Here is a 14,289-nt window from a genome sequence, read left to right as displayed (position 1 = left end):
TTGCAGAATGAAAGAAAAAGGTATTTGACATAGTTCCTTAGTGACAACTATATCAAATACCAAAATCAATCAGCAATACACGCTGGATCTTCACAAGTATGAGAATCTTTTTACGGCAAAACATTTCCCGCTGCACGATAAATATCGTACCAATCTTCGCGACTAATCACAATGTCTGCTGCTTTAGCAATTTCTTCAATTCTACCAAGATTCATACTTCCTGCGATGACTTGCATATTAGCAGGGTGGCGCAGAATCCAGCTGCTGGCTAAACCAGTTGGCGTTGTTTGATATTTTTCAGCCAATTCGCTTAATTTTTGATTTAACTCAGGGAATTTTTCATTTCCAATAAAGACACCTTCAAAATAACCATATTGGTACGGCGACCATGCTTGAATAGTCATTTGTTTCAACCGTGAATAATCTAAAATACCATGATCATAATCAATGCTTCCTGATATTTCCATATTTGTTTGTAAGCCTTGATCCACCATGCCAGTATGCTTGATGCCAAATTGTAATTGATTGGCTAATAACGGTTGTTTAACAGCTGTTTTTAAAAGTTCAATTTGTCCTGGCGTTTGGTTACTTACACCAAAATAGCGAACTTTTCCTTGTTTTTCTAATAAATGAAAAGCTTCAGCTACTTCTTCTGGTTCCACTAAAGTATCTGGACGATGCAACAATAATGCATCGACTGAATCTACACCTAAACGCTGTAAACTCCCTTCGACCGCTTCTAAAATATGTGCTTTTGAAAAGTCAAAAAAGCCTTGACGAATCCCACATTTCGTTTGTATAAAAATATCTTCACGACGAATGGTACTTTCTTTTAAAGACTTACCAAAAATGGTTTCGCAGTCGCCGCCACCATAAATGTCGGCGTGATCAAAAAATGTAATGCCATGATCATAAGCAGTTTCAATTACCTGTTGAGGATTTTCAGCACTATTTAAGCGCATACATCCTAAGATAACCGAAGAAACTGTTTCGTCACTTGTACCAAATTGCAGTTGTTTCATTTTAATATCCTCCTCATCCATTCCTCTTACTTCTTCATTTTAACACTATTTAGACAAAATTGGACTTCTTACGATAGATTCGCTTCGACTTTTTCAAAAAAAGCAGGAGATAATTCCTCTGGCAAATAAACCACTGTCTTAGAAGAAAGCGCTACGTTCATCTGAAACAAATGATTGACAATTAAGAGGTGTGCTTGGTGAAGTTGATACGTTGGTTTTCCATGAATAATTGTAATATTCTTTTTTTCACTGAAATAGCTTTTTATAGATTGCCCCAACGCTCGTTCCTTTTCTGGAGGAAAGTCCGTCAATAGGCAAATAATATATTTTTTTTCATATAAAATCGGGTTAAATAAATCTAGGATGTGATAAAAATAGCAACTCGTCAATTCCCTTTCTTTTACTGAAGTAAAGACTGGATATAGGCGCTTTAAAAGCCTAATTAGTTTTTGTAATCTGTGCCAGGTTTGTTGATAACGAGCAGCGAGTGTTTGTTCCTGTTTATGAGCTGGCAACCATGCTTGTCCGTCTAATAAACTATTCATATGCGTACTTAAAAATCGACATAAATGAATTTCTTGATAATTAAAATGATGTTGTGTAAAATTTCTCCTAATTTCTTTCATAATAAAAATAGCTGTTTTTAAGCATAAACTTTCTATTTTCATTTGCTCATGAATAAAATACTTTCGCGCTCTCTTGCCAAAACAACCACCAAAATGTGCTTCAAGAATCACAAATAACGCTTTTTGTTCTTTAAGAGACATAAAAGAAGTGCTCAACACTTCCACACGAAATAAATAAAAAAAAGCACTTGTTTGTTGAAATAAATTAGCATTTGGTACTGAAATTTCATGCCCGCCTCGGTATCGTTTCTCCCAAATATAAATTAGCCAACTAAGATGATTCTGTTGGGCCACATTTAAATCCAACTCAAAAAAGGTAATGATTTTCCGAGTCATTTCTCTGTTTTCTTCCAGACAGCTTTCTTGAAAAAACAAATAAAAACAAAGGATTAACTGTCGAATTTGCCATTCATTGCCAGTTAAATCGTAATGTTTTTGACGTACAATAATATCAAAATTAACTAGCCAACGTCGAATATTAGAAAGTTTCTTCCGAAGAGTTGATTCCTGTAATCCCAATACCTGGGTCAATTGTGCATAATTGATTCGCTCTTCAATTAGACAACGTAAAATATAAAATTCGGGAATAAAATAACAAAATTTTTGTCTAAATCGAGCCAAGCCACAAACGCATAATTCACGATATTTTACAATTCCTTTGGTCGTTGTATAAATCTTACAAAGCCCTTCTATCTTAAACGTTTCCTGCTTTTTTTCAAAACGTTGAATGTAACAATGGATGGTTTTGTCGCTCACCTTTAGTTTTTCTGCAGCCATCAAAACAGAAAATGTCTGCTCTTGTTGCAGTAAATCCAACAATTCCAACATATTTTTATGTTCAAAAGACAATAATTCCTTGAAATCCATATATCGTCCCCTTTCACTCCCTTGTTATAAGAATACGTCAAATAAGGCAAAAATTTTTTTAAGAAGAAAAAAATAGAGAACAAAAAGTATTGATTACTTTCCGCTCTCTACAATTATATCGAATTATTTTTTTGAAATATGCAGTGTCATAGCATTTGCTGCTACAATAATTGTACTTAATGACATCAAGACAGCACCTACAGCTGGATTTAAAACAATCCCAATTGGTGCAAGAACCCCAGCCGCTAAAGGAATGGCGACAATATTGTACCCAGCTCCCCACCAAAGATTTTGGATCATTTTACGTCGTGTTTGTTTGGCTAAATCTAAGAACCTTAAAATATCTTTAGGATCACTATCCGTCAGTACAACATCTGCCGAATCAATTGCTACATCTGTACCAGCGCCTATCGCAATGCCGATTGAAGCACGGGCTAAACTTGGTGCATCATTAATACCGTCTCCTACCATCATGACCTGATGCCCCTCAGTAAGATACTGTTGCACAATTTTTTCTTTATCTTCTGGTAAGAGCTCTGCGTAGTATTCCTTCATCCCTAAATAATTAGCAACTGCACTGGCAGCTGTTTGATTATCCCCTGTTAACATGACTGGCGTAATTCCTTGCGCTTGTAACTCTGCAATAAATGTTTTAGCTTCTGGTTTGACTTTATCTCCTAAAGCAAGCAGTGCGACTAATTGACCAGCGATGATTAAATAGCTCAAGGTGTTTCCTTGCTCTTGATAGTTTGTTTTAATTGTTTCATCGAAGGTTAACTGTAACCGTGCAACTTCTTTTTCATTGACTATTTTGACTTCTTGGTTTTGAACAGTAGCAACCAGTCCTACGCCTGATAAAGCTTGCAGATTATGGGCTTCATAAGGTTGAACGGCTTGTTTATTTAAATAATTCATGATCCCAATTGCCAACGGATGGTTTGCATTTTTTTCTAATGCTCCAATATATTTAAGTGCTTCTTCTCTAGTGAATTGCTTACTCATTAATTCTAAGCCAGTAACTGTAAATTGTCCTTCTGTTAAAGTACCAGTTTTATCCAGCAACACATATTCAACCTTATTGGCTTGTTCTAATGCGTTCCGATTTTTTAAAAGTAAGCCATTTTTAGCAGCAATGGAGGTACTTCTAGCAATCACTAAAGGAATTGCTAAGCCTAACGCATGGGGACAGGCAATAATAAAAACTGTAACCATTCGTTCAAATGCTAGCGATAAATCTTTCGTCGCCATTAACCAACCGATAAATGCTAACACACCTACGAATAAGGCAATATAGAATAACCACTTGGCTACACGGTCTGAAATGGATTCTAGTTTTGATTTTTCCGATTGCGCTTGTTTAACCATCTCCATAACTTTTGACAGGTAACTATTTTCACCCGTGCCAGTTACCGAAATTTCAATCATTCCGTTGCCATTGACTGCTCCACCAATCACGGAGTCGCCAATGTTTTTTTCTACTGTTTTTGATTCCCCTGTAACCATCGATTCGTCGACTGTTGTGCTTCCTTTCAAAATTTTACCATCTGTCGGAATTTTATCTCCCGAACGAACAATCAAGCGATCGCCTTCTTGGACATCTTGCAAAGGAATTTCTTCTTCCCCATGTTCAGTCATTCGCTTGACTGTGTCAGGCAACAGTTCAGCCATTTTTTTCAAGGCATCACCAGCATTAGAAATAGCATTCATTTCAATCCAATGACCTAAAAGCATAATAACAATCAGAGTGGCTAATTCCCAGAAAAAGTCCATCACGTGGGCCTGATTCGTAAAATGATTCATGTAAAACGCATATAAGCTGTAAAAATATGATACCGAAATCCCCATCGCAATTAACGTCATCATTGCTGGACTCTTTTGCTGTAATTCCATTTTAGCGCCACTTAAAAATGGTTGTCCACCATAAAAAAATAGCACTGTTGCTAAAATTAAGACCAACCAATCAGAACCTGGAAAAGTAAATTGAAAAGGTAATTGAAAACCCATCATTGGAGAAAGAACAATAATCGGAATAGCTAAAATCAATGACAGCCAGAATTTTTGTTTAAAATTCCCCATATGCATTGAATGATCCATTCCCTTCATTCCTTCATGTTGGTGTGACATAGCCATTTGTTCATGCGCCATATCATGATTCATGTGATTCATTTTATCGTGGGACATTGTTGGCTGTTTTTCCTGGTGTTGTTCATGATTATGTTTTGCTGACATATGATCCCTTCTCTTCTTAAGTATTTTCATCTTAAGCATAGCACAAGATGAAAATTGTTAGAAATAATTACTTTTTTTAGTTTAGAAAAAAAAAGAGCCGAATTTTGCGTATGTATATTTTAAGAACACCTTATCCTCATATTTATTACAAAAGGAGTGTTTCAATGAAAATTACTACAAAGCAAGTCGGGGCGCGCATGCGTGAAGCTCGAAAAAAGAAGAAGTACACTTTACGTTATTTAGCCAATAAAATTGGTTTATCTAGTGGAAGTACAATTAGTAACTGGGAATTAGGTTTGAATTTACCCAATAAACGATACTTAAAAAAAATCGCTAAAGCCTGTGACACAACAGTAGATTGGCTACTTTATGGTGATTTCGATCGATTTGTGCGCCAGCTATTAAAAGAAAATTTTCAAAATAAACAACTGCTAAAACCACCTTTTTTTACTCAGTTGATGGTACGTTTATCTGAAGAACAGCTATCCTATCACGATTCCTTAAAAATTATGATTCAAGCGCAAAAGTTACAGCAGTCCTTTTATGCTTTTCCTTTAACAGTAGAAGCCCCCTCTCATTCCCAAGAGAGTATTTCTATTTATGAACCAACAACTGCAGAAGAACAGTCTGACCAATCTTATTATCATCCGTTTATTTTGTCAGAACTCCATGAATTATTTACACATTCTCAAAATCCAGAATTGGATTATTCTCTGATTATCGCTTTTCTTCCTTTGTTAAAAGTAGATCAATTAACTGAACCTCAAAAAGAAGTCTTACTGGCCATCTTTAAGCGGATGAATTCCTTTAAAGACCAAACGTTTTTAAATGAATTCTTTGTGGAATTACAGTATTTACTCTGATTCTACAAAAAAGATTGAGCCATGTATCTCAAGGACTTAGGCTCAATCTTTTAGTTAAATTTTTTCTATTTATGAACGATTCTTTCGTTCGACTAAGTGCGTTTTCCGTTGTGGGCCAATGATTAAAGGAACGGATTCATATTTGACTTCACTGTATTCCAAGCCAAACCAACTTTCAGGAGAGGTAGTTAAGTTTTTGATAGCTAATTTTGCCTGCATAATTTGTCGATCCCATTTTTTCAGTTCAGAAACGTTAGATAATTCTTCTTGAATTAATACAAATTGGAAATCGCCAACTTCTCTTCCTGGCGTTAATGAATAACGTTGTGGCTGTTTTGGCAAGCGGCCTGTTTTCATCAAGTCATGAACAATTTGTCTTAAATATACATTCACTTCTTGAGAAATATGGAAGCCTAAATATAGCTGAACTTGCACAATAAAATCAGTCCCTAACATATCAACAGAATACTCTTGAGTAAAGGGTTCATCTGTTACCTGAACATTAACAAACCAATAAACATTCGCTCGTTTTGGCTGTTTGTCCAAAATCGAATAAATAATATTACGATTAATTTCGCCGTCCACTCGATCGGAGGTTAAAAAGACCACGTTGGTTTGATACATAGGTACAGATGTATCTTCTTTCAAAGCTTTAAGTTGTGGTACATATTTTTCCAACGACACTTGTTCCGCCGTCGCTTCCTTAATCTCGTTGCCGCGTTCCCAAATAATCATGATGCATAACAAGAAGACTGCCATTCCCACAGCAACATATCCACCATGGAAAAACTTCGCAGCACTTGAAAAGAAAAAGACAACTTCAATGGCAGCAAAGAACAAGGAAATTAGATACGCAGACCAAGCTGGAATTTTATCCAAAAGATAAAACAACAATAAAATGGTCGTCATTAACATCGTAATCGTAATCGATAGACCATACGCAGCTTCCATGTGTGTCGATGTTCTAAAAGCCAGCACGATTGCTGAACAAGCTAACCACAAAATTAAATTTACCGCTGGAATATACATTTGACCGATATTGCTCCCAGGATAAATAATTTTAAGTCTTGGTAATAACTTCAATTTAATCGCTTCAGAAACTAAGGTATACGAACCTGATATTAACGCTTGTGAAGCAATCACTGCGGCGATTGTTGCAAAAACAACGCCAAATACGAGAATACCTCGTGGAATCATTTGGAAAAATGGGTTAATTTCAGCTAATGCTTGCATTTCAGGGTTTTCTTTGACCGTTAACAACCACGCAGCTTGACCTAAATAATTAAGAATCAAACAAATCTTAATATACGGCCAGCTAATGCGGATATTCATTTTTCCTACATGCCCTAAATCAGAATATAAAGCTTCAGCACCAGTTGTAGCCAAGAAAATATTCCCTAAAATAAATAGACCTAATTTATTTTCTGGACTGACTAGTAATTGCAAAGCATAATATGGATTTAATGCACGAATAACCGTCCAATCTTGGCTAAAATTCATTAAACCAATGATGCCTAAAAAAGTAAACCACAAGAACATAATCGGTCCAAAAGCTTTCCCGACCAATTCTGTTCCAAATCGTTGAACAGAAAAAAGAATTAAAATAATCGTCAACGTAATAACCACTATAATCGTTTGGTCATTGCCAAAACGTTCAAAAAATGCCGGAATCCCCCGTAAGCCTTCAATCGCTGTCGTCACTGTCACAGCTGGGGTCAAAACGCCATCAGCCAGTAAAGCGGCGCCGCCAATCATTGCGGGAATAATCAAATACTTACTTTTTTTACGAACCAATGTATAAAGAGAGAAAATCCCACCTTCTCCATGGTTATCAGCATTTAAAGCAATAACAACATATTTAATCGTGGTTAAGATAGTCAATGTCCAAAAAATTAATGAGACCGAACCTAAAATAAACGATTCAGAAACCCGTGCCAAGCCACCATTATCTCCTACAATGGCTTTCATTACATATAAAGGGCTCGTTCCAATATCTCCATAGACAACGCCCATGGCAACTAAGATCCCTGCCATCGTAAATTTCCGACGATCAAACCCCTCTGCTTTGTGTAACACAATACTTTCCTCCTACAAAAGAAATGACTTCGTTTAGTTTAACCAACAGCTCCATAAAAACTTTTAAAACTCTTTATTATATAACGTTTTATATATCTTTTTCATTAGTCAAAAAGCGCTTTTTGACTAACGATGCTACTCACTATAATACGTTTTAAATCGTTTAGCAAGTCTTTTTATTAGAGAATATTCATCTTAGATAAGAAACCCACCTATTTTGAAAAAAGGAAAATCAAAAATAAGTGGGGCAGCAGTCGAAACGACTGCTGCCCCACTTGCTAACTATTAAGATAATTTTCTGAACAAAAGTAGCTTCTTTTATTCCTGTTAAATTTAAATCACTTCTTCTTCCTCTTCAACTTCAGAGAAATGGAACTTAATCATTTCATTGACGAAAATTGGCACAAAGGATAGGAAAATTGCTAACATCCAATGATTTAAACTAATATGCACTAATCCAAATAGTTCTTGTGTGAATGGTAATAAAGCAATGGTTGTGGTAATTAGTAATGCTAAAACGACCATTTCAAAGAGCGACTTGTTGCTTGATAATTTTACACGGAAAACAGAGTTCGCACTACGAACATTAAAGACATGTAAGATAGAGGAATAAGCTAAAATTAAAAATGCCACTGTTTGTCCAACTTCATAGCTGTTTGAAACATAGGCTGAAACACCTGGTACAAAGGCACCTAGGTAAAAACCAAACAAAGTAATGACTGTGAACACTGCTGCATTAATCCCAATCTTTTGCCATAAGCCTCGTGCAAAAATCCCTTCATTTTTAGGAATTGGTGCCTCATCCATAATTCCTTTTTCCGCTGGTTCTTTCCCTAATGCAAAACCAGGTAACCCATCTGCGACCACGTTAACAAACAACAGTTGAACCGCAGTAAATGGCGCACCCCAACCAAGTAACATGGCAATTAAAACAATAAAAATCTCAGAAATATTACAGCTTAACAAGAAGTTAATGGCTTTACGAATATTTCGGTACACGGCACGTCCTTGCGCCACTGCATCAACAATAGTTGCAAAGTTATCGTCCGTCAAAATCATATCTGAAGCGCCTTGGGCCACATCTGTTCCAGTAATCCCCATTGCGCAACCGACATCACTAGCTTTCAAGGCTGGCGCATCATTCACGCCATCTCCGGTCATTGCTACAACAGCGCCAGAACGTTGCCATGATTGAACAATTCGAATTTTATCTTCAGGGGTTACACGTGCATAAACGGATAAATCTTTAACACGTTTATCTAATTCTTCATCACTCATTTTTTTCAGTTCTGAACCAGATAAGGCTTCACTTTTATCTTTTAAAATTCCTAATTCTTTAGCAATTGCACTGGCTGTTACCACGTGATCACCAGTAATCATGACTGTTTTAATTCCAGCTTTTTTCGCACGAGCAATGGCGCCCTTACTTTCTGGACGTGGTGGATCAATCATGCCAATTAAGCCTAACAAGCGAAGATTTTTTTCTAAAGCCTCCGATGTAATTTCCTTGGGTGGTTCATCATATACGGCATAACCGACAGCAATAACTCGTAACGCTCGTTTTCCGAAACGATCATTAACAATAGCCGCTTGATCGACATCTCCGAAACCAAAACGAGGTAGTAACACATCAAAGGCTCCTTTAGTAATTGAGATGTACTTTTTCCCCCATTGATGGACCGTAGTCATCATTTTTCGTTCTGAATCAAAGGGAATTTCACCAATACGAGGATATTTTTCTTCAAGTTCTTCTTTAGTATGATAATTTTCTTCGACAGCACGAACAATTGCCGCTTCTGTCGGATTCCCTGTAACAGTTAGTTCATCGCCTTCTTTTTCCACAATGACATCTGTACATAAAGCAGCCATTTTCAATACTTCCATGGCTTCATCGGTCATGGCATCTTCCGTATCCGTTACTTCATCACCACGATGCCATACTCGGCGGACGCGCATTTTATTTTGTGTCAGTGTTCCTGTCTTATCAGAACAGATAACATTCGCAGTTCCTAGCGTTTCTACTGCTGGCAATCGACGAATAATCGCATGTTTCTTAGCCATTTTTTGAACACCATATGCTAAGGTTAACGTTACAATCACGGTTAGTGTTTCTGGTACAGCTGCCACCGCTAAGGAAACGGCTGTCATAAACATTTCAAGAAGCGGTTCTCCTTGCAGTTCACCAATAATGAAAACAATTGCTGCAGCCCCTAAGGCTAACAAACTAATACGTTTGCCTAATTGATTCAAGCGTTTTTGTAATGGTGTTTTTTGCTGATCGCTGTTATTCAGTAACCCAGCAATTTTACCCATTTCTGTATTCATTCCTGTTGCAGTTACTACTGCTCGTCCGCGGCCATTCACAACGGTACAGCCTTTGAAAATCATATTTATTTGATCTCCTAAGCCATCATCGTCATGCCCCACGTATGTAGGATCTTTTTCAACAGGTTCACTTTCACCTGTTAGTGCTGACTCTTCTACGCGCATTTGAGAAGCTTGAATAAGTCGTGCATCGGCTGTAATCATTGAACCAGCTTCAAGAACTAGAACATCTCCTACTACTAGTTCTTCAGCATCGACTTCGATTACCTTGCCATCTCGTAAGACTGCACTACTTTGCTTGTTCATGTCTTGTAAAGCCGCCAGAGATTTTTCAGCATTTCCTTCTTGAACAATGGCTAAAACAGCATTGATAATCACAATTGCAATAATTAAGATTCCTTCAAAATATTCGCCATGTTCTGTTACGATTGCTGTATAAAACGAAATTGCCGCAGCAACTAATAAAATAATCGTTGTAAAATCAGATAAACTGTGAATAAATTTCTTTAACACAGAATCCTTCTTAGCCTCTTCAAATTGATTGCGGCCATTTTCTTTCAGCCGTTGTTGGGCCTCTTGTTGTGTTAAACCAGTTTCAGTATTGACTGAAACTTCTTTTGTGACAGTATCGACAGATTGCTTGTAAGCTTCCATCCTATTCCCCCTCTAATTTTTTCTTCCTATATAATAGTGTCTCTATTAAATATAACATGATTTTTTTTGAACACGCAACTTTTTTCATCTTTGGCTTAGCGTTCTCTCATATGTCCAGAAAAAACTGGTATTTTCGTTGTTGCTACAGCAATGTTTCTATTTGATTATGGGAATTTTATGAAAAAAGAAACGAATTCAGCCAAAAAGCAATGGACATTTTTTTCATTTTGTCTGATAAAAAAATAGTTTATTTCTATATATTCAACACAAAAACAACAAAAAATACAATGTTATTTGGTTCGCATGATTATTTATTTTACATGTTATAAAATAACCAGAAAAATATTATATTTAATCTTATTAATAAGTGTTATAATTTGCAAACGCTTCCAAAAAGTGCTATTCTTTAAGTGTAAGGAGGACATGCAAATCAATTGGTTGAAGATTTTCTCAGTAGATAAAAATCGGTAAACTCAAAGTTGTTAGAATTGCAAGATTCACCTGTAAACAATACGTGTAGAGTAATTGTTAGTGATAACTCGTATCGGAAAATAGGGAAAGGTTATAGAAGGATGGAGTTTCTATAAAGCATTTACCCTATCTGTTATCACCTAACGCAAGTTATCCACCATCCAAGCGTCGAAACTGTATGAAAACAAGGTTTTAGTTTCACCACATCACGTTCACCTTTTGCTTTACATGTATCGCGAAATGTAAACACTTATTCAACCAATTGATGTCTTCCCGTTAACAAGGCCGAGCTTAAATTTAAGCTCGGTTTTTTCTTTTAGGCAATAAAATATATTTGTATCAAATAATCATATGTGTTATATTCAAGGTGCACATTCTATTTTATCTTCTTTTAAAGGAGGGAATGCTATGCGAAAAAAGAAAAAATCTTCGTTTGAAAGTTCAATTCATGTTTATCGTGCTATGGCTCGTATGACCCAGCAAGATTTGGCCAATCGAGTCGGTGTCTCTCGACAAACAATTATTCAACTGGAACGAAACAAGTACAATCCTTCATTACTTCTTGCGCATGACATCGCGAACGTCTTTGGCGTAACCATTGATGATGTGTTCACCTTCAAAGAAACACTGAATGACGATGTAGAACAAGAAGCCTAAACAGTATAAGCTGTACTTAACAAGACAATTTTTCTGATTGTACTTGGAGTTGCCGAGGTACAACTTAGTACCGGCAATACGAAGAAAGCATTTCTTCGTATTGTTGTTTCAATAATTAATCTTTTCTTACATAAAAAAAGAACGGCGCAACCGTGGTTGCGTCGTTCTTTTTATTCTAAGATTGTCTACTAAGCATTTTTGCTCTAGTAGCGTTTTGGTTTCTAACTTTATTATTTACAGGGGAAGAAAAAATAAAGCACACCTTTACTGTGATTCCAAAAATCACGTGTTTATCATAATATATTTTTGTTTCAATCCCAAGTATTCTGCTCACAAAGTGTCGCTTATTTAATAAACATTGCATCGCCAAAACTAAAGAAACGATATTTTTCCTCAATAGCATGTTGATAAGCAGCCAATGTTAAGTCTTTTCCTGCAAAAGCACTCACAAGCATCACTAACGTAGACTTTGGTAAATGGAAGTTCGTTGAAAAAGCCTCTACGACTTTAAATTGATACCCTGGTGTGATAAAAATATCGGTCCAGCCACTGTCAGCCTGGATTTCACCATTAAATTTTGTGCCAATTGTTTCCAACGTACGAATAGAAGTTGTTCCAACGGCAACAATCCGACCGCCTGCTTGGCGCACTTCATTTAATTGCTTAGCCGCTTCTTCAGTTAAACGATAGAATTCGCTATGCATATGATGTTCTTCTATATTATCAACGCTCACGGGACGGAATGTTCCTAAACCGACATGTAAAGTTAAATAAACGAGATGAACACCTTTTGCTTTGATCTCTTCTAATAGTTCTTTTGTAAAATGCAAACCCGCTGTTGGTGCTGCAGCTGAACCATTTTCTTCAGCATAAACCGTTTGATAACGATCTGGGTCATCTAGACGTTCTTTGATATATGGCGGCAATGGCATTTCTCCTAACGATTCTAAAATTTCTAAGAAAATACCATCATATTTAAATTCAATGATTCGACCACCATGTTCCAACTCTTCTTTAACCACCGCTTTTAGGCGACCATCGCCAAATTGAATTTCCGTGCCGACTTTTGCACGTTTCGCGGGTTTAATCAAGGTTTCCCATGTATCGCCTTCTGTATTTGTTAAAAGTAAAACTTCCAAATGACCGCCTGTTTCAGGTTTTTCTCCATATAAACGGGCCGGCAGTACCCGTGTATTATTCATGACTAATGCATCCCCAGGCTGTAATTCATCAAGAATATCATGGAAATGTTTATCCTCCATGTCCCCTGTTTCTTTATTTACAACTAATAATCGTGAACTAGCGCGATCTTTTAGTGGGGTTTGAGCAATTAATTCTTCTGGTAAATCAAAATCAAAATCTTCTGTACTTAGCATTTCCGTCACTCTTTCTACTAGTTTTTATCTTGGTTATTCTAACACTTTTTCTTGTTTCTGGCTATGTCAGCCTTCTGAATCAAACTAAATAGTTGTCAAAAAATGTCAGAAGCACTATACTTACTTTAAGTAAGTATACATAGTTATTTAGAGGAGGAACTCAAAATGCATGCTCAATTTCATCATGTTTCACTATTAGCGCGTCATGGTCAAGAAAATCAATCATTCTATACAAAATTGTTAGGCTTACGTTTTGTCAAAAATACCGTAAATCAAGACAACAATCGCATGCCTCATTATTTTTATGGCGATTATCAAGGCACACCGGGAAGCTTAGTAACTTTTTTTATCGTGCCCTTATTAGGCAACCGCTATGAAGAAAAAAATTATTTAGCCACGATTGGCTTAAAAATTCCCCAAAACAGCCTTTCCTTTTGGGAACAACGTTTAACAGAAAACAAAATTCCATTTAATAAAAAAGAAAAGAGCCTCCATTTCAGTGATCCAGATGATACGCATATTATCCTGACAGAAGTTCCTGAAAATCCATTAAAAGAAACACTCGTTGTTTCTAACGACATTCCAGCAGCGGTTCAAATTATCGGTTTAGCCTCTACTGAATTTCATGTGCCAGATTCTGAAAAAACCTTGGCCTTTTTTGAAACATTTCTTGGTTGGCAAGCAGTTGGCAATACGATTATTTTAAGTGAGACGGAAAGCTTTTCTGTTCATCAAACAACGTCGGATAAAACAAGCCGAATGGGGCGTGGCAGTATGGATCATATTGCTTTTTCTGTGGCTGATGATGAAGCATTACAAGAACTACACACGCGCGCTTTAGCACAAGGCTGGGAAATTGAAATGTATGTAAGTCGTGGATATTTTAAAAGTTTATACATTCGTGAACCAGGCGGGAATCGGGTTGAATTTGCTACTTTGACTCCTGGCTTTACATTGGATGAGCCTCTGGAACATTTAGGGGAAACATTGGCTTTACCGCCTTTTTTAGAACCAAAACGGACTGCAATCGAAGCCAACCTCTACAAAGACATGTAACCAACGCTTTAGAAAACAACGGAAGACGGACGTAATAATCGGTGACAAAATTACGTCCGTCTCTCTT

Annotated in this window: 9 protein-coding genes; 3 read left to right on the top strand and 6 right to left on the bottom strand. The window is 36.7% G+C overall.

The window, feature by feature from the left end; translation table 11 throughout:
* Positions 1-110: 110 nt before the first annotated feature.
* The 3 genes from IGL90_RS03095 to IGL90_RS03085 all read right to left on the bottom strand — a co-directional run bounded on the left by IGL90_RS03095 (position 111) and on the right by IGL90_RS03085 (position 4,783).
* The gene (locus IGL90_RS03095) at positions 111-1,022 is read right to left on the bottom strand and encodes an aldo/keto reductase (RefSeq protein WP_048736949.1); all 912 of its coding nucleotides are present in this window, start codon (positions 1,020-1,022) and stop codon (positions 111-113) included.
* A gap of 68 nt (positions 1,023-1,090) precedes the next feature.
* Positions 1,091-2,515 (bottom strand): helix-turn-helix domain-containing protein, encoded by a 1,425-nt coding sequence (locus IGL90_RS03090; protein WP_048736951.1) that lies wholly within the window; start codon positions 2,513-2,515, stop codon positions 1,091-1,093.
* 123 nt (positions 2,516-2,638) lie between these two features.
* Positions 2,639-4,783 (bottom strand): heavy metal translocating P-type ATPase, encoded by a 2,145-nt coding sequence (locus IGL90_RS03085; RefSeq protein ID WP_048736953.1) that lies wholly within the window; start codon positions 4,781-4,783, stop codon positions 2,639-2,641.
* 125 nt (positions 4,784-4,908) lie between these two features.
* On the opposite strand from IGL90_RS03085, the gene IGL90_RS03080 reads away from it, so the two are divergent.
* Complete coding sequence (locus IGL90_RS03080; protein WP_048736955.1) at positions 4,909-5,607, top strand: helix-turn-helix domain-containing protein; 699 nt, start codon at positions 4,909-4,911, stop codon at positions 5,605-5,607.
* 69 nt (positions 5,608-5,676) lie between these two features.
* On the opposite strand, the gene IGL90_RS03075 is transcribed toward IGL90_RS03080, so the two are convergent.
* Both IGL90_RS03075 and IGL90_RS03070 read right to left on the bottom strand, forming a co-directional pair.
* Positions 5,677-7,683: a KUP/HAK/KT family potassium transporter gene (locus IGL90_RS03075; protein WP_002381294.1), complete on the bottom strand. Its 2,007-nt coding sequence runs from the start codon at positions 7,681-7,683 to the stop codon at positions 5,677-5,679.
* A gap of 333 nt (positions 7,684-8,016) precedes the next feature.
* Complete coding sequence (locus tag IGL90_RS03070; RefSeq protein WP_002355749.1) at positions 8,017-10,662, bottom strand: calcium-translocating P-type ATPase, PMCA-type; 2,646 nt, start codon at positions 10,660-10,662, stop codon at positions 8,017-8,019.
* Between the two features lie 822 nt (positions 10,663-11,484).
* On the opposite strand from IGL90_RS03070, the gene IGL90_RS03065 reads away from it, so the two are divergent.
* Positions 11,485-11,790 carry a helix-turn-helix transcriptional regulator gene (locus tag IGL90_RS03065; protein WP_002355748.1) on the top strand — a complete coding sequence of 102 codons (306 nt, stop codon included), beginning with the start codon at positions 11,485-11,487 and terminating at the stop codon, positions 11,788-11,790.
* A gap of 344 nt (positions 11,791-12,134) precedes the next feature.
* Here the strand turns inward: IGL90_RS03065 and queA are convergent, their stop codons facing one another.
* Positions 12,135-13,166: a tRNA preQ1(34) S-adenosylmethionine ribosyltransferase-isomerase QueA gene (queA, locus tag IGL90_RS03060; protein WP_002355747.1), complete on the bottom strand. Its 1,032-nt coding sequence runs from the start codon at positions 13,164-13,166 to the stop codon at positions 12,135-12,137.
* Between the two features lie 165 nt (positions 13,167-13,331).
* Here queA and IGL90_RS03055 point away from each other — a divergent pair, with 165 nt between their 5' ends.
* On the top strand, positions 13,332-14,222 hold the full coding sequence (locus IGL90_RS03055) for a ring-cleaving dioxygenase (RefSeq protein WP_002355746.1): 891 nt from the start codon (positions 13,332-13,334) through the stop codon (positions 14,220-14,222).
* The last annotated feature ends 67 nt before the right edge of the window (positions 14,223-14,289 follow it).

The sequence above is a fragment of the Enterococcus sp. DIV1307a genome, from assembly GCF_050537425.1.
Lineage (GTDB): Bacteria > Bacillota > Bacilli > Lactobacillales > Enterococcaceae > Enterococcus > Enterococcus faecalis.
This window is presented reverse-complemented; position numbering and strand designations above follow the sequence as displayed.

Excerpts from the sequence above, each read along its gene's own strand:
- IGL90_RS03095 (WP_048736949.1), bottom strand. The coding sequence starts at position 1,022 with ATGAAACAACTGCAATTTGGTACAAGTGACGAAACAGTTTCTTCGGTT.
- IGL90_RS03090 (WP_048736951.1), bottom strand. The coding sequence starts at position 2,515 with ATGGATTTCAAGGAATTATTGTCTTTTGAACATAAAAATATGTTGGAA.
- IGL90_RS03085 (WP_048736953.1), bottom strand. The coding sequence starts at position 4,783 with ATGCTTAAGATGAAAATACTTAAGAAGAGAAGGGATCATATGTCAGCA.
- IGL90_RS03080 (WP_048736955.1), top strand. The coding sequence starts at position 4,909 with ATGAAAATTACTACAAAGCAAGTCGGGGCGCGCATGCGTGAAGCTCGA.
- IGL90_RS03070 (WP_002355749.1), bottom strand. The coding sequence starts at position 10,662 with ATGGAAGCTTACAAGCAATCTGTCGATACTGTCACAAAAGAAGTTTCA.
- IGL90_RS03065 (WP_002355748.1), top strand. The coding sequence starts at position 11,485 with ATGTGTTATATTCAAGGTGCACATTCTATTTTATCTTCTTTTAAAGGA.
- queA (WP_002355747.1), bottom strand. The coding sequence starts at position 13,166 with ATGCTAAGTACAGAAGATTTTGATTTTGATTTACCAGAAGAATTAATT.
- IGL90_RS03055 (WP_002355746.1), top strand. The coding sequence starts at position 13,332 with ATGCATGCTCAATTTCATCATGTTTCACTATTAGCGCGTCATGGTCAA.